Origin of the sequence: Rhodococcus sp. 06-470-2, assembly GCF_002258235.1 — a bacterium.
Taxonomy (GTDB): Bacteria; Actinomycetota; Actinomycetes; order Mycobacteriales; family Mycobacteriaceae; genus Rhodococcoides.
Genome location: NZ_NOYB01000018.1, coordinates 85971 through 105434, shown reverse-complemented (window position 1 = coordinate 105434; position 19464 = coordinate 85971). Strand labels below are relative to the sequence as shown.

Below are 19464 nucleotides of genomic sequence, written 5' to 3'. Positions count from 1 at the left end.
ACCGGCGCACTCGGCCCCGATTGTCGAACACCCGTTCGACACATTCAATATAGCCGTGCCCACCGACAAGTTGCCGAAGAAAGGTTGAGAACAGTCGTCACCGATGCGCGGACAACGCCGTACCTGGTCGATCTGACGCCCCCGGAATTCCGCCAGCGGCTGTTCGAGGCACTGTCCATCTACGTCGAGGCCATGGGCTATCCGCGTGGAACCGAACAGAGCCGAGCCCCGATGTGGAGTGAACACCTGCACCGCCCGGGCTGGCGAGCCGTCGGTGCACTGCTCCCGAACGCCGATCCGACACAGCCCGATTCGCTCGTGGCCGTCGCGTACGGCTACCACGGTGCCGCGCACCAGTGGTGGCATCAACAGGTTCGCGACGGATTACGGCGCACGGGGCATTCCCCGCAGACCGTCGAAGCCACGCTCGCGGACTACTTCGAGCTGACCGAGTTGCACGTTCTCCCGAGCGCTCAGGGGCACGGTCTCGGTGGACGACTGTGCAGCCGACTACTGCGCGGCGTCTCGGCGGCCAACGTGATGTTGTCCACACCCGAAGTTGCCGAGGAGGACAACCGAGCCTGGCGGCTGTACCGCAGGCTCGGCTTCGCGGACGTACTGCGCGACTTCACCTTCAGCGGCGACCGACGACCCTTCGCGGTCCTGGGCCGCCGGTTGCCCCTCGACGGGCCAGTAGCCTGAGGGTGTGATCGATGCTGTGGTGGTGGGCTCCGGCCACAATGCCCTGACCTCCGCCTGTTACCTGACCGATGCCGGCATGTCGGTCGAGGTTCTCGAGCGCGACTCCGTCGCCGGCGGCGCGGTCTCGACGGTGGAACGCTTTCCCGGCCACCGAGTGGACCGTGGTTCGTCGGCACACATCATGATTCGGCACACAGGCATCATCGAGGAGCTCGGCCTCGCCGAGTTCGGACTGCGCTACATCGACTGCGACCCCTGGGCGTTCGCGCCGGGAGCCGTCGGCACCGACGAACGCGGAATCGTCTTCCACCGCAACCTGGAACGAACTTGCGAGTCCATCGCCGCCGCCTGCGGCGCAGCCGACGCGCGCGCCTACCGAACGTTCGTCTCCGTCTGGGGTCCCCGCAGCGAACGCACCATGCGTGCGTTCGGTGGGCCGCCCACCGGTCCGAAACTGCTCCGATCCTTCTGGGGCCTCGGTGCCCCCGACGGCGGAAGCATGCTCTCGCGTGAGTTCCTCGCCACCGGCGATTCCCTGTTGGACGAGATGTTCTCGAGCGAACGACTCAAGGCTGCGCTCGCGTGGTTCGGCGCTCAGTCGGGTCCGCCGATGTCCGAGCCCGGTACCGCACCGATGGTCGGCTTCGCGGCCCTCATGCACACCCTTCCGCCGGGCCGCGCCGTCGGCGGCAGCGGAGCATTGACCGAGGCGATGATCGCTCGGCTGCAACGCGACGGTGCCGAACTGACACTCGGCGACGCGGTCACCTCGCTCGTACGCCGCCCGCACGGCTGGACCACCAGGACCGCGTCGGGACGGGAGATCGACAGCCGCATCGTCGTGGCCGGCTGCCACATCCTGACCACCCTCGACCTTCTCGAAGCCGGTGGACACGACTCGGCGCAGATCGCCCCGTGGCGCAGCACGATTCGGGTAGGACCGGGGATCGGTACTGCGGTCAGACTGGCCACCGACGCTCTTCCGACGTACCCGAGTGCCGACCGCATCGAGGACGGCACCCACGGTCTGGCGCTGCTGGTACGCGACCGCAGCCAGTTGCGGTTGGCACACGGGCACGCCCTGGCCGGCGACCTGCCGCCCACCCCGGCCGTGCTGGGAATGTCCTTCAGCGCACTCGATCCCACCATCGCACCGCCGGGACAGCACCAGATCTCACTGTGGTCGCAGTGGCATCCCCATACCCTCGCCGACGGCAGGCAGTGGCGATCGGACGTTCCGGGCGAGCGCTCGTTGGCCGAGTTCGAGGCAGATCGAATCGTGGCCGAACTGGACCGGTACGCACCCGGTTTCGCCGAGTCCGTGTTGGATCGGTTCGTTCAATCGCCGCCGGACATCGAGCGTGAGCTCGGTCTGATCGGAGGCAACATCATGCACCTGGACATGTCGTTGGACCAGATGATGATGTGGCGGCCGCATCCTCGACTGGCCGGGCATCGGGTCCCCGGTGCCGACGGGCTCTATCTCACCGGCGCATCGACCCACCCCGGCGGAGGGGTCACCGCGGCCAGTGGTCGGTCGGCGGCCCGAATCGCGATCGCCGACGCCCGCGCAGCCCGCCGTCGCACGTTCTTCGGAAGGAAACGGGAATGAAGGTCGTTCCGATCGTCGTGGCGGCCGCTGCCGTGGGCTGCCAGATCCTCTACCCACTGGTGTCGGGATCGACCAGGGACGCAGTGACGGTGGCGGTGGTGGCCCTGCTCGCGCTCGCGTCGATCCTGCACGCGGCGCTGAACCGCGGTGTCGTGTGGGCTACCGTTCTCGTCGTCGTGACCGCAGGAACCGGGTTCGCGTCCGAACTCGTCGGCACGGCCACCGGGATCCCGTTCGGCGAATATTTCTACGCGCAGAATCGCTTGGGCCCGAGCCTGTTCGAGGTACCCGTCGTGGTCCCTCTGGCGTGGACGGCCGGGTTCTACCCGATCTGGTGTGCAGTGACCTTCGTCGTCGGCCGTCTCGACACGACGCAGGCGCGCGCCACCGCACTGCGAATCGTGGCCGTGGCGGTGGGGATGGTCGGCTGGGACCTCTATCTGGATCCACAGATGGTCACCGACGGACAGTGGACCTGGACCGCCGGTTCGGTCGGGCTGCCGGGTGTGCCGTCGATTCCGCTGACCAACTACCTCGGCTGGCTGGTGGTGGCGACGCTGATGGCTGCGGTGATGGAATCGCTCGACCGCGCCGTCGGTCGCCCCCGGTCGTCCGACGACGCAGTGCCCATCGGATTGTTCCTGTGGACGTGGCTCGGGTCGGCGCTCGCGCACGCGGTGTTCCTCGACGGTCCGGAGCTTCGCTTCTCGGCGGTGTACGGATTCGTCGTCATGGGCGTCGTCGGCATACCACTGCTGTGGAATGCCCGTCTGTCCAGGAACACCCGACACGCCTCGCTGACAACCCCTGCCGACTGACATCACCTCGATGCCCTGGCACGATGTCGCTGTGCAGTCGACATCGCGAACACCTCATCGAACCCACCGCCGCCGCGTTCTCTCGGTGGTCGCACTGGCCCTGCTGGTCGCGCCGATGCTGGCCGGTTGCCTGCGCGTGCAGGTCACGATGGGCGTGTCGGCGAACGACCGTGTCGCAGGTCAGATCGTGGCGGCCAGCGTGCCGACATCGGACTCCGACACCGGCCCGGAACTGGTGGTTCCCTCCTCGATCGAGGACAAGGTTCGCGTCGAGCCGTACGACCAGGACGGATACGTCGGATCGCAGGCCATCTTCGACGATCTCTCGTTCGGCGACGTGCAGACCCTCGGCTCGATCTTCCAGAACGCGGCCGGATCGTTCCAGCTGACACTGCAGCGATCGGGTGACACCGTCACTCTTGCCGGCAACGCCGATCTGTCCTCCGTTCCGGTTCAGGGCACGGACGTACAGTTCACCATCGCGTTCCCGGCCCGCATCGGCACCACCAACGGCACCCGCGAGAGCGACAACTCGATCTCCTGGAAGTTGCCGGCAGGCGAGGTCACCTCGGTGCGCGCCGAGGTCAACTATCCCGATCCCAACACCAGAAGCTTCGCCGGCTGGGCCGGCATCGTGGGCGGGGTGACGGTCGGTGTCGCGGCCATCGTCGGAGCCATGGCCTGGGTGTCGCGCAATCCACCGCTGCGGGGCCGCGGCTCGCGCGGTACCGAGCCGGGAAGCTCGACCGAGAGAACATCTGTGTGAAAGACCGCGTGCTCGCGCGAACGACGGCGACCGCTGCCGTCCTCGCGGCTGCGTCGGCCGCGGTGTCGGAGTTCAACTCTCGGTTCATGCCGAGCCTGCACTCCCCGGAGCAGGACGTCACCGAAAGCGTCGTCGTCTGTGTACCCGCCCGCAACGAGGCCGCGACGCTTCCCGCGCTGATCGGCGATCTCGCGAAGCAACGATCGTGCACGGATCTGCGAGTGATCGTCCTCGACGACGACTCGACCGACGGAACGGCCTCCGCTGCCCGCGCGGCTGCAGGCGGTGATCCGAGGATTCGCGTCGTGACCTCCGGTGTCGCTCCCCCGGCCGGCTGGACCGGTAAGGCCGCCGCGTGCGCCGAGCTCGCGAGACTGGCCGACGAGGACGACCCGACGACGTCGTTGATCGTGTTCGTCGATGCCGATGTGCGCCTGGAACCGGAGGCCGTGGCGGCAGCGGCCCGCATGCTGCGACGGAGCGGTGCCTCCCTGCTGTGCCCGTGGCCGGAGCAACTGGCCGAGAGCACCGTCGAGCGACTGGTCCAGCCCCTGCTCGCATGGTCGTGGATGTCCACGCTTCCCGTCCCTCTCGGCAACGCGACGCTCGCACCGTCGATGACGGTCGCCTGCGGGCAGTTCATGGCTTTCGACGCCGCCGCCTACCGGGCCGTGGGGGGCCACGGCTGCGTCGCCGCGAGCGCAACCGAGGACCTGGATCTGGCACGCGCTCTGCGTCGGCGGGGGTTCTCGACCGCGGTGGCGTCGGGTGCGGGGTTCGTTCGATGCCGGATGTACCGATCGGCAGCGGAGTTGCGGTCCGGCTACAGCAGGTGGTTGTGGAACGAGTTCGGTGGACCGGCCGGTTCGGTAGCGGCGGCCCTGGCACTGACCGTCGTGTACGTGCTGCCCCCGATCACTGCGCTCACCTCCTCGGGTGTCGCGCGTCGCCTCGGCTGCGCCGGCTATCTCGCAGGCACGGTGTCACGGATGTCCGTGCGGCGGCGCGAGACGGGATCGCGGTTCGGGGTGGGCGACGTAGTCGACGCCGCGCTGCACCCGGTCTCGATTCTCGCCTTCGTCGGACTCGTCGCAGAGTCCCACGTGCGCAGGCGTCGCGGCTCGCTGTCGTGGAAGTCGCGCCCGATGCCTGCGCCGCACACCTGACCGTCTCACACTCTCGCGGCTGCAAGCCCCAGGTTGCTGAGCACCTCACGCGTCGCGCGCGCGAAGTTGAGAGTGATGAAGTGCAGTCCGGGTGCGCCCTCGGAGATCAGGCGCTCACCGATGTTCGTCGCGAGTTCGATGCCCACTTCTCGCACCGCGGCGCGGTCCTCCTCGGGGCCGGATCCCGCTGCGCGCGTGAACTTCTCGTCCAGGTGCGACGGAAGCGTCGTGCCCGAGAGCTCGAGCATCCGGCGAACCGACCGAAGCGAGGTGATGGGCATGATCTCGGGAATGATCGGCTTGGCACCCTGCTCGGCGTCGAACGCCGACACACGATCACGTAGACGCAGGTAGTCGTCCACATCGAAGAACATCTGAGTGATCGAGTACTCCGCTCCCGCCCGCAACTTCCCGACCAGGCATCGGGTGTCCTGTTCGAGATCGCCTGCGCGGTGGTGCCCTTCGGGGAACGACGCCACGCCGACGTGGAAGTCGCCGAGATCGCGAACCAGCCGGACGAGCTCCTCGGCGTACTCGACACCGTCCGGATGCTTCTCCCAGTCGCCGAGCGGATCTCCGGGGGGATCTCCGCGAAGTACGAGGATGTTGGTGATACCGCGGTCCGCGTACGACCCCACCATGGATCGCAGCTCGTCCACACTGTGCGAGACAGCAGTGAGATGCGCCACAGGCAGAAGGGTGGTCTCCTCGGCGATCTGCCCGGTGACACGCACCGTCCGATCACGGGTGGAGCCCCCCGCGCCGTAGGTCATCGACACGAATGCGGGCTGAAGTTGTTCGAACTCACGGACCGCCCGCCACAGCCTGGCCTCGGCGGCCGCGTCTCGCGGAGGCGAGAACTCCACCGAGAACGGGATCCTGGCCTCGGGTTCTGTCCGTAGTCGGTCGACGATGGACGGTGTTCTCGTCACGAATCCTCGACTCGACCGCCCCCTGACGGAATCTTCGCTCACCCGAAGATCATAGGTTGCGGCCCACCGAAGCCCGTCGGGCATCCCTGACGACAGATGTTCGCTGCAGGTCGGTCCAGGGTTTCCACGGCCATTACTGTGGAATGAGAATTCACGCAATCCACAGCAACCTTGGAGGATCGTCCTGTCCGGAGACTTTTCTTCACCCGTAGTCGACACTCCCGCCGCCGCGCACGACCCGAAGGCGATGCGCACGGCCGTCGACGCGACGCTCGCCGAGTTCTTCACCTCACGCCGAGATGTCGTCGACACCGTCGGTGGCGGCTATCCCGCTGCGGTGGCCGACCTCGAGGCCTTCGTACTTCGCGGTGGCAAGCGCATGCGCCCTGCATTCGCCTGGACCGCATGGCTCGGTGCAGGCGGTGAATCCACCGGTGCCCGAGCGGACGCAGTGCTGCGGGCGTGCTCGGCGCTCGAACTGATCCAGGCCTGCGCCCTCATCCACGACGACATCATCGATTCCTCCAGTACCCGACGCGGTTTCCCGACCGTGCACGTCGGGTTCGCCCAACGGCACCGAGACGCGGGGTGGTCCGGCGGCGCGGACCATTTCGGTGAATCGGCAGCGATCCTCGTCGGCGATCTCGCCCTGTGTTGGGCAGACGATCTCCTGCGCGAGTCCGGCATCGACGCCGATGCCGCACGACGGGTCCAACCGGTGTGGTCGGCGATGCGCACGGAGGTTCTCGGCGGCCAGTTGCTCGACATCGAAGCCGAGGCAGGCACCGACGAGAGTGTCGCGGCTGCCATGCGAGTCAACCGATACAAGACCGCTGCCTACACCGTCGAGCGGCCGCTGCATCTCGGCGCAGTCCTCGCCGATGCCGACGAGAACCTGATCTCGGCCTACCGCAACTTCGGTGCGGACATCGGAATCGCGTTCCAGCTGCGCGACGACCTCCTCGGGGTGTTCGGCGATCCCGAGGTCACCGGCAAACCGTCGGGCGACGACATCACCGAGGGCAAACGCACCGTGCTGATCGCGCTGGCGCTGGAGAAAGCCGACCGGACCCGGCCGGATCGTGCAGCCACGATCAGGGCCAGCCTCGGAACCGAACTCGACGCGAACGAAGTGGCCGACATCCGTTCCATCCTCGTCGAACTCGGCGCAGTGGACGCGGTCGAGAAACAGATCGACGAGCTCGGGACCCGGGCCGTTGCCGCCCTCGACAACAGTTCGATCGAACCGGTCGCTGCCGCGCACCTGCGCGCCATGGCAACCGCCGCCATCCAACGGCAGTACTGAAAGAGAGCGTCATGTCTTCGATCCGCACGGTCTCCGGCACCACCGACACCGTGGTCGTCGTGGGAGCCGGTTTGGCCGGCCTGGCCGCCGGTCTGCATCTGCTGGGAGCAGGCAGGAAAGTCACCATCGTCGAGCGCGAAGAGACCGTGGGCGGCCGCGTCGGGGTGTACCCGGTATCGGACGCCGACGGAACGCACCTGTACGACATCGACAACGGCGCGAGCGTGCTCACGATGCCGAACCTGGTGCTCGAGGCGCTCGCCGCCGTGGGTGCCGACTTCGAGTCGACCACGCCGCCGATTCGGCTGACCGCTCTGTCGCCGTCCTATCACACGCGTTATGCCGACGGCACGTCCATCGACGTCTACTCCGATCCCGAGGCCATGGCGGCCGAGGTCGAGCGAACCTGCGGCCCGGCCGAGGCGCAGGGATATCGAGAACTGCGACGCTGGCTCGCCGACATCTTCGACGCCGAGTTCGACCGCTTCATCGACTCGAACTTCGATTCACCGCTCGATCTCATGGGATCGAAAGCTGCGATCTCCGACACCGCGACGCTGACCAGACTGGGCGGCTTCGGCCGGCTCGGGCCACGCGTCGACAAGTTCCTGAAGGACACTCGCCTGCGCCGCGTGTTCACGTTCCAGGCGCTCTACGCCGGCATGGCACCTCAGAAGGCGCTCGCGGTCTACGGAGCCATCGCACACATGGACACCTCGCTCGGGGTGTTCTTCCCCGAAGGCGGCATGGCGGCCATCGCACGGGCCATGGCCGACGCGTTCGTCACCGCGGGTGGCACGCTCGAACTCGGCACCGAGATCGTCGACATCACCGTCGACCGAGGTCGTGCGGACTCCGTGATCACCGCAGCCGGCGGTCGAATCGCGTGCGACGCACTCGTTCTCACCGCGGACCTGCCCGTCGTCGACCGACTGCTCGACCGGGCGTCGGTGTCGAAGAAGGGCCGCCGGAACGGATACGGCGTCGTCTCGCCGTCGGCGGTCGTCGCGCACGGAACCGTTCCCGCCGACGTGACGGCGACGTGGCCCGCCCGCGCACATCACACCATCGACTTCGGTGACGAGTGGGCCGAGACCTTCCGCCGGATCACCGCAAAGGCGGGCAAGGGGTCCTTGATGGCCGATCCGTCGCTGCTGATCACCCGACCGTCGGTCAGCGATACCCAACTCGAGATGGTGCGTGACGGTGTTCGATGCGAGCCGGTGTCGATCCTCGCACCGTGCCCCAATCTCGACAGCGCGCCCCTTCCCTGGAACGAATTGGCGCAGCCGTACCTTCGCGAGATCCTGACGACCATGGAAGGTCGGGGGTACAAGGGTCTACTCGACGGATTCACACTCGACCACATCGACACTCCCGAGACCTGGGCGCAGAAAGGCATGATCTCCGGTTCGCCGTTCTCGTCGGCGCACGTGTTTCGGCAGACCGGGCCGTTCCGACGCAAGAACATGGTCGCCGGGCTCGACAACGTGGTTCTCGCCGGCTCGGGCACGACGCCCGGAGTGGGCGTTCCCACGGTTCTGGTGTCGGGAAAGCTCGCCGCAGAGCGGGTGACGGGGCGCACGGGACGGTAGGTTCGTTCGATTGACTGCGTCGACCAACTAAGCTGAGCGCGATCGTTTGCCGGTCGCGCTCATTGCTGCGACCATGATCGTTCGGTGGTCGGCGTGAACCATCGGCCGGCGTACGGATCTCGACCCACAACTCGTTGCAGAGGAGGAGCAGGCGGCAATGTCTTCGATCTCGTCGCACTCCACCTCCGAGGATCGATCGTCGGACGGCCCCCTGCCCTCGGATTCGCGACGACCGTCCAGACTGACCGCAACGGGCAACTTCCTTCGCAGTCCCGAGGGCAAGGCCGCGATACTCGGTGTGGTCGGTGCCGTGTGCATCGTGTTCGGCGGGTTCGGGGCCGGCAGTGTGCGCAGGCGCGATCCGTTGCTCGAGGAGATGCACCTGTCGTGGCTGCGATTCGGCCACGGATTCGTCCTGTCGACCATCATCGTCTGGGTCGGCGTACTGCTGATGATCACCGCCTGGGTTCGGCTCGGGCGTGCGACTCTGCACGGCCGCACCACGGTGGGTGAACTGCGCTGGATCGTCCCGGCATGGACCGCACCACTACTGCTGTCGGTGCCGATGTTCAGCCGCGACGCGTACTCGTACCTGGCGCAGGGCGCTCTGCTCCGCGACGGATTCGATCCGTATGCCGTTGGCCCCGTTGCCAATCCGGGAGTTCTGCTCGACAACGTCAGCAATGTCTGGACCACCACCACTGCGCCGTACGGCCCGTTGTTCCTGCTGCTCGGCCGCGGAATCACCAGCCTGACCGGCGACAACGTGATCGCTGGAACCATGTTGCTGCGCCTGACGATGTTGCCGGGTCTGGCATTGATGATGTGGGCGGTTCCGCGGCTGGCGAAGCACCTCGGCGGCCGAGCGACCACCGCGGTGTGGCTCGCCGTCCTCAACCCTCTGGTCCTGATCCACCTGATCGGCGGGGTGCACAACGAGTTGCTCATGGTGGGCCTGATGACCGCGGGAATCGTGCTGACGCTCGAGCATCGACACGTGGGCGGCATCGCGCTGGTCGCCATCGCGGTGGCGATCAAGGCCACAGCAGGCCTCGCGCTGCCTTTCCTGGTGTGGATCTGGATGCTCCATCTGCGGGAGAAAGCACAGGCGGAGGGACGAAAGCCGATGTCGCCCGTCCTGGCGTTCGTCAAGACCGCCGGCATCGGAGCCTCCGTCTTCGTTGCCGTGTTCGCCGTGGCGTCGGTGATCGCCGGAGTCGGAATCGGTTGGCTGACCGCTCTTTCCGGATCGGCCAAGATCATCAACTGGCTCTCGCTGCCCACGATCCTGGCGCACCTGGTAACCGTCGGCACGTCGTGGTTCCTCGATCTCCGCCTCGGACCCGTTCTCGATGTGACTCGTCTGCTGTGCGCGATAGCGCTGGTGGTCGTTCTGGCGGTGGCCTGGTGGTTGGGCCGCAGATCCGAACGCGATGCGGTCAAGGGCATCCTGATCGCCCTGGTCGCCACCGTCGTGCTCTCCCCCGCAGCCCTGCCCTGGTACTACTCGTGGCCACTGGCGATCGCCGCAGGCTTCGCCCTCTCGCGCACGACCCTGATGATCCTGACGGGTCTGTCGACGTGGCTCATGCTCGTCTTCCAACCCGACGGATCGATCGGCCTGTACACCTTCGGACACGTCGCACTGGCGATCTTCGCCGCGGTCGTCGCAGCTCTGGCGCTGACACGCGTCGATCCGCTGCGTTTACGATCGGACCGATCCAGGGAACACCGTGCCGTGCCGAACGCGCCCAAGACCCCAGCAACGGAACCGACCGGAGACGAATCCACGTCATGAGGGCCGCATGATGAAAGAACTCGACGGTATCGATCCTGAACTGCACGCGGCGTACCGCATCTGCCGCGAACTCAACGCCCAACACGGCAAGACGTATTTCCTCGCCACTCGCCTGCTCCCCACCGACAAGCGCGCAGGCGTACACGCGCTGTACGGGTTCGCCCGGATGGTCGACGACATCGTCGACCTCGAAGGCACCGACATCGCCGTGGGATCGGACGAGCTCAACGCCCGTCGCATCGTCGAACTCGACGTGATCGAATCCAGGGTGCGCGACGCATTGGCGGGAAAACCCCTGTCCGACAGCGTGTCCGATCAGGTGTTGAGCGCGTTGTGCGACACCGTGGCGCGCTACGACATTCCGCACGACTACTTCTTCGCGTTCATGTACTCGATGCGTATGGACATTCCGGGGAGTCCGATGTTCGTCTCGCGCTACCGCACGATGGAGCAGTTGCGCGAGTACATGTACGGCTCCGCCGCCGTGATCGGACTGCAGATGTTGCCGATCCTGGGAACCGTCGTCGAGCGGTCCGTGGCCGAGCCCCCGGCCGCAGCCCTGGGCGAGGCGTTCCAGCTGACCAACTTCATCCGCGACATGGGTGAGGACCTCGATCGCGACCGCATCTACCTGCCCACCGACGAGCTCGCGGCATTCGGCGTCGACGAAGAACTACTCCGGTGGTGCCACACCACGGGCAGTGTCGACGCCAGGGTCACCCGCGCCCTCGCACACCTGATCGCCGTCACCCGCTCGATCTACCGCACGTCCGATGCAGGCATCGAGATGCTGGATCCGCGAGTGCGGCCGTCGATGCGCACGGCGTCGATTCTGTACGGCCGCATTCTCGACGAGGTCGAGTCACAGGGCTACCGTGTGCTCTCCCAACGCGCGACGGTGCCGCAGTGGACCAGAGCGCGCATAGCGCTGCCGCAGTTCGCCGTCACCGGCTTCAAGCGCGCGACGGTTCGCTAGAAGGCCATGGCCTGTGCGCGCCTGATCACTTCGCGCATCAGGTCGCCGTGCAGAGCAGCGACGGGTGCACCCGGCAGGCTCTCGTCCTCGGTGAACAGCCACCGCAGGATTTCCTCGTCCTCGTAGCCGCCGTCGTGCAGCACGGCCAGGAGACCGGGCAGCCCCTTGACGATGGTGCCCTTGCTCGAATCGAGGAACTGTTCCGGTACGACGGGCACGCGTGAACGCTTCAGGGCGAGCAACTGGCGATCTCGGACGAGCTGTTCGACGCGGGTCTTGGGGACGTCGAGGATCTTCGCGACATCGGCGAACTGCAGCACGGACTCCGACGGATCGAGCACGTCGTCGGCATAGGGAATGGCACTCACGCAGGTAACGTTAACGGGTCCGGCATCGAGACTTCAAAAGCGTCGCAGCCGGGTCGTTCCGCAGGCTCCACTCCTGTGCAGCCGACCCAGCCGGTCCGAAGACACAAGCCACGATCGTCGGTCGGCATCCCCGGCACCGATACGATCGTCTTCAGTGTCCGGCGACCGAGCCGGAAGACGAGTGGACGACGAGGGGAGGTTCGGTGATACCGGGTTCGATGCTCGATCGTCGATACCGAATAGACGCACCGATCGCGCGCGGCGGTATGTCGACGGTCTACCGCGGACTCGACACCAGGCTCGACCGCCCCGTGGCGGTGAAGATCATGGACCCGAAGTTCGCCGAGGACCCCCAGTTCGTGCAGCGCTTCGAGTTCGAGGCACGGGCCGTGGCCAGGCTCAGCCACCCGGGCCTCGTCGCCGTCTACGACCACGGGCGCGACGGCGAACACGCCTTCCTCGTCATGGAACTCGTCGAGGGCGGAACTCTGCGTGAACTGCTGCGCGAGCGCGGTCCGATGCCTCCGCACGCTGCCGCGGCCGTCGTTCGCCCGGTCCTCGACGCACTCGCCGTCGCCCACCGAGCCGGCCTCGTGCACCGCGACATCAAACCCGAGAACATCCTGATCAGCGACGACGGCGACGTGAAGATCGCCGACTTCGGTCTCGTCCGGGCCATCGCTGCCTCCACCGTGACGTCGAGCAGTGTGATTCTGGGCACCGCCGCGTACCTGTCTCCCGAGCAGGTCACCACCGGCTCCGCGTCCGCGAGCAGCGACGTGTACGGCGTCGGTGTCGTGTTGTTCGAGCTTCTGACCGGACGCACACCGTTCACCGGCGACACCTCACTGTCCATCGCCTACCAGCGCATCGACAACGACGTACCGCGCCCCTCCACCCTCATCGCCGGCGTTCCCCCGCAGTTCGACGAGGTGGTCCAACGGGCCACCGTCCGCGACCCGGAGCACCGGTACCGCAATGCCGACGACATGGCCCGTGCCCTGCGCGCTGCCGCGTCGGCGCTCGCACTGCCCGAGTATCGCGTGCCCGCACCCAAACGCTCGGCCGAGCACCTGAGCTCGGCCGCGGCCGGAGCACCGACGACGGTGGCAGGCAACCGTCCGCCGTCCGCTCACACCCAGGTCGTGGACAATTCTCCGCCCCCGCCCCAGCAACACGGGGTGCAGCACACCCGGGTGGTCACCTCGCCCACGTCCCGAGGCGTCGATGACAGCCAGGAACCGTTCGACGGGCCGCCGCCAGGGCCACCCCCGACCGGCCGACGGCACTACGAGTTCCCCGACTTCGACGCCGATCGCCAACGATCGCGCCGCGCGATCGTCATCTGGCTCCTCGTCGTCGCCCTGCTCGCCGTCTTGGTCGGATTCGGCGGTTGGTGGATGGGCTCCGGTCGATACACAGCTGTCCCGATGGTGGACGGGCTCGACACCACCGGTGCGACCAGCGCCGTGGAGGCGGCCGGCCTCGAAGCCGCGGTGCGCGGAACCTACTCCGACTCGGTGGACACCGATCTTCTCATCGGCACCGACCCCACCGGCGGATCGCGAATTGCCAAGGGCGACACAGTGTTTCTCCTGGTGTCCTTGGGTAGCCCCACGGTTCCATCCATCGACGCGGACGCATCCGTCGAAGACATGGAACAGCAATTGCGAGACCGGACTTTCACACCCGTCGACGGCGGCGAGGCCTTCAGTACCTCCGCACCTATCGGCGGAGTCGCGGCACTGGACCCACCGCCGGGCACGGTCCTGACCACCGGCAGCTCGGTCACGGTCCTACGCAGCAAAGGCGCGCCGCCGGTCGAGGTACCCGACGTACGTGGGCAGAGCGTGGACCAGGCCCGAACGACGCTGGAATCGGTCGGCATCACCGTCGGCGAGGTTCGAGAGACCTTCGACGAGGACACCGACGGCGGAAAGGCGATCGGGACGACGCCGGAAGCCGGCGAGACGGTGAGATCCGGGTCGACCGCGGTGCTCGAGGTGTCCAATGCCGTCACCGTGCCGTCGCTGCTCGGCCGGTCGGTGGGCTCGGCCCGGACCACCCTCGAAACATTGGGCCTGCCCATCGACGTCCGTCAGGTGGTGGACACCGACGGATCTCTGGTCATCAGCCAGAGCCCCGGAGCCGGTTCTCGCGTGGAACCGGGCTCCGAGGTCAAGGTCGTCTCGCTGCCCTGATCAGTCGCGAAGCATCTCGGCGACGAGGAATGCCAGTTCGATGCTCTGCTGCGTGTTCAGCCGCGGGTCGCAGGCCGTCTCGTACCGACCGGCGAGGTCGAGATCCGAGATGTCCTGGGCACCGCCGAGGCACTCGGTGACGTTGTCGCCGGTCAGTTCGACGTGAATTCCGCCCGGATGCGTTCCGAGGCCGTTGTGGACCTCGAAGAACCCCTGCACCTCGTCGACGATGCGGTCGAAGTGCCGCGTCTTGTAGCCGGTCGACGCCTCGTGGGTGTTGCCGTGCATCGGGTCGCACTGCCAGATGACCTGGTGGCCGGTGGCCTGAACCTTCTCGATGATCGCGGGCAGGATGTCGCGCACCTTGCCGTTGCCCATGCGTGAGATCAGCGTCAGACGGCCCGGCTTGTTGGTGGGGTCGAGACGCTCGACGTACTCGACGGCCATCTCGGGCGTGGTCGTGGGCCCGATCTTGAGACCGATCGGGTTGGAGATCAGCTCGGCCAGCGCGATATGCGCCCCGTCGAGCTGGCGGGTGCGGTCGCCGATCCACAGGAAGTGCGCGGACAGGTCGTACAGCTTGGGGTGATCGTCGGTGTTGTCCAGGCGCAGCATCGCACGCTCGTAATCGAGAACGAGCGCTTCGTGGCTGGCGAAGATCTGCGCGGTGTGCAGATTGGGGTCCGAGACGCCGCAGGCATCCATGAACCGCAGTCCGCGGTCGATCTCCCCCGCGAGCGCCTCGTAGCGCGCACCGGCGGGCGACTGCGCGACGAACTCGCGGTTCCAGTCGTGCACCTTGTGCAGGTCGGCCATGCCAGCACCGGTGAGCGCGCGGACCAGATTCATCGCCGCGCTCGCATTGGCGTACGCGCGCACCAGTCGCGACGGATCGTGGCCGCGGACGCTCTCGTCGGCGACGAGCGAGTTGATCATGTCGCCGCGGTACGACTGCAGACCGAGAGCGTCGATGTTCGACGAACGCGGCTTGGCGTACTGCCCCGCGATACGGGCGACCTTGACCACCGGCATGCTCGCGCCGTAGGTGAGCACCACCGCCATCTGCAGCAGCGTGCGGATGTTGCCCTTGATGTGCGGCTCGGTGTTGTCGACGAACGTCTCGGCGCAGTCGCCTCCCTGGAGCAGGAACGCCTCACCGCGAGCGACGGCAGCGAGCTTGTCCGACAACGCCTCCACCTCACCGGCGACGGTGATCGGAGGAACGCTCTCGAGCACCTTGCGCATGTCGGCAGCATGCTCGGGATCCCACTGCGGCTGCTGCGCAGCCGGCTTGGCCAACGCATCGTCCAATCGAGAGCGCAGCGTCGGCGACAACGGCGGCAGGTCGGGCAAGCGATCGATGGGTACGTCGACAGTCCAGTTCACCGCTACAGGATATTCGCACCGCCGAAGCCGCAGGACAACGGGTGTTCACCCGCGGTAGGAGTGCTCCTCGATCGCCTGGAACTTCGCCAGATTGTGCCGCGCGTCGGCGAGGGCGTCATGAGCGTCGTCCGGCACCGACGGCAGCTCGGGACTGCCGCGATCCTCCCAGTGCTGGCGCAGCTCACGAGTGAACCGCGGCAGCGAACGCGGCAACTCGGTCATCGAGCCCCACAGCTGGCAGAGCGCCACATGGTCGTACGCCGCAACCCACGCCCACAGTTCGACCTCGGCACCGTAGTGCGGAACGAGAAATTCGAGCAGTTCGTCCCGGATTCGCGACCGGCTCATCCACAGCGGCGACGAGTACGGTGGCAACTTGGGAAGCACGTTGCGTCGAACCCAGCGGCCGGCGCGCTCGGGGTCGAACTCGGAGGACACCGCATAGAACTCGCGACCGTCCTCCGACACCACACCGATCGAGACCAACTCGATTGTGCGACCATCCTCGATGAACTCTGTGTCGTAGAAGTAGCGCACGCGGCTCACCCTAGCGCGTCCTGGACACGCCCCCCACGTACCGGTAGCCACGATCCGAACAGCCCTGAAAGGGAACGTTGTGACCTCGCCCGACACCAACCGTCCGGTCGCCGAAGCACCGGAGCCTGCCGCGCCGACGCGACGCCGGTGGCCGAGTTGGGCGGTGGCGTCGAGCAGGGTCCTCGTGCTGATCGGTGCCGTCGTGGGCGTGCTGTTCCATCTCAACGGCTTCCCGGGTCTGCGTCCGATCGGTGAGCACTACCGACTGGATCTGGACGTGTATCGACTCGGCGGTCAGGTGTTCGCCGAGGGCGGGGATCTCTACGGTCAACTGCCTCCGATCGCGACCGGTACCACGCTGCCGTTCACCTATCCCCCGATCGCCGCGGCGATCTTCAGCCCACTGTCGTCGGTGTCGCTGTACGCCGCCTCGATCGCGGTCACCGTGCTGTCCATGCTCTTGCTACTGGTGACGATCGTGGTCACTCTCACCTCGCTCGGGGTACGCCCTCGCGCACTGATGTGGTGGTCTGCCGGTGCCGCGTTCGCGGTGGCCGTGCTCGTACTGGAGCCGGTCACCTCGACGCTGAACTACGGGCAGATCAACATCGTGCTGATGGCGTTCGTTGCACTGGACTGCCTACCGAAGAAGACGCCGTGGCCCCGAGGTGTGCTGATCGGTCTCGTGGCCGCCGTCAAACTCACGCCCGCGGTGTTCGTACTGTTCTTCCTGTTGCGCAAGGACTTTCGAGCAGCGGTGGTGTCGGTGCTGAGTTTTGCGGTCTTCACCGCGATCGGTTTCGCGCTCACGTGGTCCGACTCGGTGAGGTACTGGACCGAGACGATCGTCGATTCCGACCGAATCGGCGGCCCGGCCTACCCACCCAACCAGTCGATCACAGGAGTGCTCGCACGGCTCGGATTGGACGAAGTGCCCCGATCGATCCTCTGGCTCGCGTTGTCGGTGGTGGTGCTCGCCATCGCGGCGGTGGCGATGCGGAAAGCTTTTGCCGCAGGCGAGACTGCGCTGGCGCTGACGATCAACGCCATGTTCGGTCTGCTGGTGTCGCCGGTCTCGTGGTCACACCACTGGGTGTGGGCCATCCCGTTCACCGTTGTGCTCGCCGTTCTCGGTTATCGCCGCCGCAGTGCGCTGCTGGCGACCCTGGTGGCCGTCGGGCTGGCGTTGATGCTCTACCCGCCGCACTGGAAGCTCGGCGAGGGCCGATGGAGCGGCCTCGGCTGGCCGCTCGTGGATCAGTTCGCGGCCTCGGGCTACGTGTGGTGGGCTCTCGCGTCGATCGTCGCGCTTGCTGCGATCGGAAGGACCGACCGAACCGATACGAAGGCCGACACCCGTCCCGCACCCTGATCGCGGAGCGAGCCGGCAGCTTCAGCTTGCCTTGGAATCCGGAATACGCTGCGCGGTCGGAGCCGACTCCGCCGCGGGTGCAGCCTTCTTCAGAGACGCGGCGTACACGTCCACGTACTCCTGACCGGAGAGCAACATCAGGTCGTACATCACCTCGTCGGTGACGGCACGCTCGACGAAACGGTTGCCGGCCATGCCTTCGAAGCGAGAGAAGTCGATGGGCTTTCCGATTCGGATGGTGACCTTCGCCGGACGCCACACTCGCGAACCGATCGGGTTCATCTTCTCGGTACCGATCATCGCAACCGGGATCACCTGGACCCCGGTCTGCAGTGCCAGACGCGCCATCCCGGTCTTGCCCTTGTACAGCCGCGCGTCGGGCGAACGCGTGCCCTCGGGGTAGATACCCAGAACCTTGCCTGCTTCGATCACGCGCACACCTGCGTTGAGAGCGTCCTGTGCCGCGTCGGCTCCGGTGCGATCGATCGGCACCTGACCGACCGCGGTGAAGAACCACTTCTGGAACGCACCCTTGAGACCCGGTCCGGTGAAGTACTCGCTCTTGGCGAGGAAGGTGATGCGCCTGGGCGTCTTGAGTGGGAGATAGAAGGAATCGAGAACGGCCTTGTGGTTGCTGGCCAGAATGACCGGACCCTCCGTCGGGATGTTCTCCGCACCCTCGATCGTGGGCCGACCCAGGGCGATGAGAAGGGGGCCGACGAAAATGTACTTAACCAGCCAGTACCACATTGACATGCTCCCTGAAGATGGTCGGGAAATCGTTTGGTGCCGCCTCGCCCTGGAGCGAATCGACTGCGGCCGTGCCTCCTCGAACCGTGCCGCGTAGTGAACTGTACCCACGGTTTATGACACCAGCCACATCATCTCCGAACCCGGGACAGAGGTCACAGGAAGCGGGCGAAGAACAGTCACCGAACCCCGGTGACGAACTGCGCACGGGCCAACTCCGCGGCCCCGATCATGCCCGCTGCCTCACCGAGTTGAGTACTGCGAATCCGCGCGAAAGGCCGATGCCCCGCACCGGTCACCAGCTCGGCGTACTTGTCGGTCGCGCGGGCCAGGAACTGACTCGACGACGTCGCCACTCCACCGGCCAACACGATCAGATCGGGGTCGTACACGTCGCTGACCATCGAGAGCCCGACGCCGAGCCATTGCGCGAAGTCTTCCATCGTGCGGCGGGCGATGGAGTCGCCCTCGTGCGCAGCGCCGGCGATGCGGCGGCCGGTCAGAGACCCCGGGTCGAGGAACACCTCGCGTGCCAGGGTTGTCGACGACGCCGGGTCCGCCGCCAGTAACTCGACTGCCGTGTCCACCAGAGCGGTGCCGCTGCAGTACCGCTCCCAGCAGCCGCGCTTGCCGCAGGGGCATGCCCGGCCGTCCGGCACGACCTGGATGTGACCGAGTTCCGGTGCCACCCCGTGGCTGCCCCGATAGATCCTGCCGTCGATCAGCAGCGCAGCACCGATGCCGGTACCGATGGCCACCATCACCACGTTGCGACCACCGGACGCGGCACCGAAGCGATACTCGGCCCAAGCCGCAGAATTGGCGTCGTGCTCGAGCAGGACCGGCAGACCGATGCGCATGCTCATCTCCGTCGCCACGGGGGTGTTCACCCACGGCAGATGCGGGGCGAAGAGAACCGTCGTGCGATCGGAGTCGATGAACCCGGCGACGGCGAGCCCAACGGCCGCGATGTCGTGTCGCCCGGCCAGTTCCTGCACGGCGCGGTCGAGACCGCGTTCGAGGGCGCGAGCAGTGTGCGGGGTAGGAGCGGCAGTCGAGTCGAGTACCTGACCGTCCTCGTCGACGACGGACGCGCGCAGGCTCGTCCCGCCCACGTCGATGCCGACCGTCAATCGCTGGTGGTGCCGCTTCATTCGTTCATGCCTTCCTCGACCGTCC

Annotated in this window: 17 protein-coding genes; 11 read left to right on the top strand and 6 right to left on the bottom strand. The window is 66.8% G+C overall.

Annotated features, from left to right (window positions below; genetic code table 11):
- The first annotated feature begins 84 nt into the window (after window positions 1-84).
- From CH276_RS11790 to CH276_RS11770, 5 genes are read left to right on the top strand one after another with little or no spacing between them, the layout of a single operon-like run.
- Window positions 85-702 carry a GNAT family N-acetyltransferase gene (locus tag CH276_RS11790; RefSeq protein ID WP_045199645.1) on the top strand — a complete coding sequence of 206 codons (618 nt, stop codon included), beginning with the start codon at window positions 85-87 and terminating at the stop codon, window positions 700-702.
- 4 nt (window positions 703-706) lie between these two features.
- On the top strand, window positions 707-2314 hold the full coding sequence (locus tag CH276_RS11785) for a phytoene desaturase family protein (protein ID WP_094631679.1): 1608 nt from the start codon (window positions 707-709) through the stop codon (window positions 2312-2314).
- Entirely contained in the window at window positions 2311-3132 is an 822-nt protein-coding gene (locus CH276_RS11780; RefSeq protein WP_032394392.1) for a carotenoid biosynthesis protein, read from the top strand. Before CH276_RS11785 ends, CH276_RS11780 begins: the two co-directional genes overlap by 4 nt.
- Before the next feature lie 10 nt (window positions 3133-3142).
- Window positions 3143-3898, top strand: a complete 756-nt coding sequence (locus tag CH276_RS11775) for an LppM family (lipo)protein (RefSeq protein WP_179272919.1) — start codon at window positions 3143-3145, stop codon at window positions 3896-3898.
- Window positions 3895-5064 carry a glycosyltransferase gene (locus tag CH276_RS11770; protein ID WP_254924368.1) on the top strand — a complete coding sequence of 390 codons (1170 nt, stop codon included), beginning with the start codon at window positions 3895-3897 and terminating at the stop codon, window positions 5062-5064. The genes CH276_RS11775 and CH276_RS11770 overlap by 4 nt, the downstream gene beginning before the upstream one ends.
- A gap of 5 nt (window positions 5065-5069) precedes the next feature.
- Here CH276_RS11770 and metF read toward each other — a convergent pair whose 3' ends face one another.
- Window positions 5070-5996 (bottom strand): methylenetetrahydrofolate reductase [NAD(P)H], encoded by a 927-nt coding sequence (gene metF / locus CH276_RS11765; protein ID WP_032394703.1) that lies wholly within the window; start codon window positions 5994-5996, stop codon window positions 5070-5072.
- Window positions 5997-6243: 247 nt separating this feature from the next.
- Between metF and CH276_RS11760 the strand changes: the two genes are divergently transcribed.
- The 4 genes from CH276_RS11760 (at window position 6244) to CH276_RS11745 (ending at window position 11671) form a co-directional block, all read left to right on the top strand.
- Window positions 6244-7302: a polyprenyl synthetase family protein gene (locus tag CH276_RS11760; RefSeq protein WP_094631678.1), complete on the top strand. Its 1059-nt coding sequence runs from the start codon at window positions 6244-6246 to the stop codon at window positions 7300-7302.
- 11 nt (window positions 7303-7313) lie between these two features.
- Window positions 7314-8897: a phytoene desaturase family protein gene (gene crtI, locus CH276_RS11755; protein ID WP_176459222.1), complete on the top strand. Its 1584-nt coding sequence runs from the start codon at window positions 7314-7316 to the stop codon at window positions 8895-8897.
- A gap of 157 nt (window positions 8898-9054) precedes the next feature.
- Window positions 9055-10695 carry an alpha-(1->6)-mannopyranosyltransferase A gene (locus CH276_RS11750; protein ID WP_094631677.1) on the top strand — a complete coding sequence of 547 codons (1641 nt, stop codon included), beginning with the start codon at window positions 9055-9057 and terminating at the stop codon, window positions 10693-10695.
- A 10-nt stretch (window positions 10696-10705) separates the two neighbouring features.
- Window positions 10706-11671 carry a phytoene/squalene synthase family protein gene (locus CH276_RS11745; RefSeq protein WP_094631716.1) on the top strand — a complete coding sequence of 322 codons (966 nt, stop codon included), beginning with the start codon at window positions 10706-10708 and terminating at the stop codon, window positions 11669-11671.
- Here the strand turns inward: CH276_RS11745 and CH276_RS11740 are convergent.
- Window positions 11668-12039 (bottom strand): Rv2175c family DNA-binding protein, encoded by a 372-nt coding sequence (locus tag CH276_RS11740; protein ID WP_032394395.1) that lies wholly within the window; start codon window positions 12037-12039, stop codon window positions 11668-11670. The two genes, CH276_RS11745 and CH276_RS11740, sit on opposite strands and share 4 nt — an antisense overlap.
- A gap of 218 nt (window positions 12040-12257) precedes the next feature.
- Here CH276_RS11740 and pknB point away from each other — a divergent pair, with 218 nt between their 5' ends.
- Window positions 12258-14240, top strand: coding sequence for a Stk1 family PASTA domain-containing Ser/Thr kinase (gene pknB, locus CH276_RS11735; protein WP_094631676.1), 1983 nt, complete (start codon window positions 12258-12260; stop codon window positions 14238-14240).
- On the opposite strand, the gene CH276_RS11730 is transcribed toward pknB, so the two are convergent.
- Together CH276_RS11730 and CH276_RS11725 are read right to left on the bottom strand one after the other, a co-directional pair.
- On the bottom strand, window positions 14241-15626 hold the full coding sequence (locus CH276_RS11730; RefSeq protein ID WP_032394396.1) for a class II 3-deoxy-7-phosphoheptulonate synthase: 1386 nt from the start codon (window positions 15624-15626) through the stop codon (window positions 14241-14243). It abuts the gene before it with no gap.
- Between the two features lie 45 nt (window positions 15627-15671).
- The gene (locus CH276_RS11725; protein WP_032394707.1) at window positions 15672-16163 is read right to left on the bottom strand and encodes a polyadenylate-specific 3'-exoribonuclease AS; all 492 of its coding nucleotides are present in this window, start codon (window positions 16161-16163) and stop codon (window positions 15672-15674) included.
- 79 nt (window positions 16164-16242) lie between these two features.
- On the opposite strand from CH276_RS11725, the gene CH276_RS11720 reads away from it, so the two are divergent.
- Window positions 16243-17535: a glycosyltransferase 87 family protein gene (locus CH276_RS11720; RefSeq protein ID WP_094631675.1), complete on the top strand. Its 1293-nt coding sequence runs from the start codon at window positions 16243-16245 to the stop codon at window positions 17533-17535.
- A 21-nt stretch (window positions 17536-17556) separates the two neighbouring features.
- Here CH276_RS11720 and CH276_RS11715 read toward each other — a convergent pair whose 3' ends face one another.
- Window positions 17557-18285 (bottom strand): lysophospholipid acyltransferase family protein, encoded by a 729-nt coding sequence (locus tag CH276_RS11715; RefSeq protein WP_032394397.1) that lies wholly within the window; start codon window positions 18283-18285, stop codon window positions 17557-17559.
- 179 nt (window positions 18286-18464) lie between these two features.
- Complete coding sequence (locus CH276_RS11710) at window positions 18465-19439, bottom strand: ROK family protein (protein WP_094631674.1); 975 nt, start codon at window positions 19437-19439, stop codon at window positions 18465-18467.
- Between the last annotated feature and the right edge of the window lie 25 nt (window positions 19440-19464).